The organism is Okeania sp. SIO2F4 (assembly GCF_010672385.1).
Classification (GTDB): Bacteria; Cyanobacteriota; Cyanobacteriia; order Cyanobacteriales; family Microcoleaceae; genus Trichodesmium.
The window spans coordinates 1-2,815 of sequence record NZ_JAAHGT010001117.1 but is presented as its reverse complement, the minus strand read 5'-3'; the positions used below and the strand labels follow the sequence as shown (position 1 = coordinate 2,815).

The window sequence follows — 2,815 nt, the reverse complement described above, 5'->3', positions numbered from 1 at the left end:
TGGCTTACCTTCATAATAAACCTTCTGTCTAAACCGGATTCAGTACAATATCAAGTCTGGTAGCATCATTAGACATCTCCACAAAAGAGGGAATAGGTATGGAGGGGGAAATAATTGATAATTTCTGTAGGATAATTGATTTTATTTTTTATTTTTGGAGAGGTCTATTAGTATATAAAAGGGCTTTGTTCCATGAATGTTGGGATAGGGTAGGAGTCAGGAGTCAGTCCTCAGGACTCAGGAGGAAGAATTTAAGAAGTGATTTTTCTGTCTCGCGTCAACCCAAAATTCCCTCCATACATGATCTCCCGAGAACGAAAACCTTGTACTTTTTCCAGACCATTACAGGCAATTACCACGATTGAGTCAATGCTTTTAGATTTGATCGCTAGAGCAATAACTATTGGACAATAGATGAATAAAACATCAATATATCCGAAAGCGAGCAATCATTACTTTTATGCAACAAAGCCATATAAAAGTCATAATGGAAAAAAGTCTTCTTTCTGCCTTCCTTCCACAACAGATTTAGAATGAAAAACCTATCTAACTTAAACTGCTAAAAATTTTTGGATTATCTCTTGAGTTAGGTCTGTGGTATTTCCTGACGCAACAATTCCTCCTTTTTGCATTGCATAATATCGGTCTGCTTTGCTTACAAAATGGAGATGTTGTTCTACCAAGAGAACAGAAATACCTCTAGTTTCAATAATATTTCTGAGGGCAGTTTCTATCTCTAAAATAATAGAGGGTTGAATACCCTCTGTTGGTTCATCTAATAAAAGTAAATTTGGTTTACCCATCAAAGCACGAGCGATCGCTAGTTGTTGTTGTTGACCTCCACTCAAGTTTCCTCCCATTCTAAATAACATTGTTTTCAGAGTAGGAAATAACTCGAATATTTCTTCGGGTATTTCACTTTTTCCTTTTCTACCTTCTTTTCTTGCTTCTAAACCTAACAATAAATTTTCTTTTACTGTCAATCTAGGTATAATTTCTCTACCTTGGGGTACATAACCAATACCTAGACGAGCGCGTTGGTCTGTTGTGAGGTTAGCGATCGCTTTACCCCATAAGTTAATTGTTCCTTTCCGTGGTTTTAGTAATCCCATTATTGTTTTTAATAATGTTGTTTTTCCGACTCCATTTCTACCAATTAAACATACCATTTCTCCTTGTTTTACACTTAAATCAACATCTCGCAGAATATGACTTTCTCCATAAAATACATTTAGATTAGATATTTTTAGGGTGATATAATTAAGCTGATTTTTCTGAGTTTTATTCTGGATATCGAAATTCATATAGCAATCCTATTTTATTTGTGTATAAAAATCTTACTGCTTTTAGGGAACGCTTAACTGGTGGGAATTTCAGTTTTTTTATCTACTTTTTAATTACCCGCAACCTATGGGCGGATTGCTATAGTTTTTATTTTTTTTGATTTTTTATTTTAGTTTAAGGAAGAAGGAGGAAGAATAATTTAGTTATCTAGGGAGAAAAGGAGTAAAGATTGAAAAAAAAGGGAACAATGATAGAGATAGCTGTCTAAAATGAATAGGAGCAGCTCTTTTTAAAAAAGCGGTTAGGACTCAGCCAGATGATTTTTATAGAAGTTTTAATTAACATAGAATACAGAAATTTTGGCTTAAAGGCAGAAAGAAGAAGGCAGAAGGGAGACAGAGGGCAGAAGTTTTGTAGTCAACATTTTGGAAAACCCCTATAATCAGCGATTAAGGGAATTTCAACCCCGATAATACAATCCTGCCTATGCGGGGTAGCAGGTAATTTTAACCAGAGCCGCTGTCGCTAAAAGCTGAAGGCCGAAGTTCCGACCCAGGAAGCTAGCTGTTTGCGGAGTATTCCGGTACGGAAATGCTTTTAGCTGATAGCTAGTTAAACATCTCTGCTCAAGATGCACTTTTTTGTAGCATTCTTTTTTCAAAGTAGTATAATCCTCCTGAAAAGTCGTCATTGCAACGATATGAAATAATCTAGCGCCACCCCTGAGATTACTTCCTTTAAGGAGTTCCAGTTGCTCCAGACCTACAATAGCTAATTATATTATATCCATTTATATTATATCCATTTGTATTGTTTGTGTAAGTCCTGGGAAAAATATAGTCGTTTTAATTAAGATTGAGACAAAAATTGAGTATAATAAAATCAAGTCAACTAGAAACTATTTTTAACCATGCCTTACAGTTTAGACTTAAGACAAAAAGTAATAAATTTTGTGGAAAATGGTGGTAGAATTACCGAAGTAGCTCATATCTTTGGGGTAGGAAGAGCTTCGATATATAGATGGTTATCTCGCCCAAAATTGGAAGCAACGAAGGTAAAACGTCGTCAAAGAAAATTAGATTGGAAAGAATTGGAAAAAGATGTCAAACAAAATCCAGAAGCTAAATTAGCACAGAGAGCTAAAAAAAATTAAGTTAATCCTACGGCTATATTTTATGCCTTGAAAATCATGAAAATCACTCTTATTAAAAAACAACTTCGTGATAGAGAAAGAAATAGATAAAAAAGAATAAAATATTATCAAAAATTACGAAAATTAATCAAAAAATCGGGAAGCAAAAGTCTTGTGTTTATTGACGAATCAGGATTTTAAGAGAATCAAAACTGTATTTATGCCTGGTCAAAAAAAGGGAGAAAAGTTGATGGTGAGCAAGAGGGAAAACAAGGGAAAAGAGAAAATTTAGTAGCTGGTCGAAGAAAAAAGGAAAAAGTATAAATTGCACCAATAATATTTAAAGGAACCCTGAATGCAGTAGGATTTGAAAACTGGTTAAGTCAACATTTATTACCA

At 34.2% G+C, this 2,815-nt stretch carries 1 protein-coding gene and 1 pseudogene; one reads left to right on the top strand and one right to left on the bottom strand.

The genetic code is table 11. The features are described 5' to 3' along the window. Positions 1-551: 551 nt before the first annotated feature. Positions 552-1,304 carry an urea ABC transporter ATP-binding subunit UrtE gene (gene urtE / locus F6K22_RS37770; protein ID WP_293109950.1) on the bottom strand — a complete coding sequence of 251 codons (753 nt, stop codon included), beginning with the start codon at positions 1,302-1,304 and terminating at the stop codon, positions 552-554. A gap of 890 nt (positions 1,305-2,194) precedes the next feature. Between urtE and F6K22_RS37765 the strand changes: the two are divergent. Continuing rightward, a pseudogene (locus F6K22_RS37765) lies at positions 2,195-2,815 on the top strand (IS630 transposase-related protein); the annotation flags it as partial.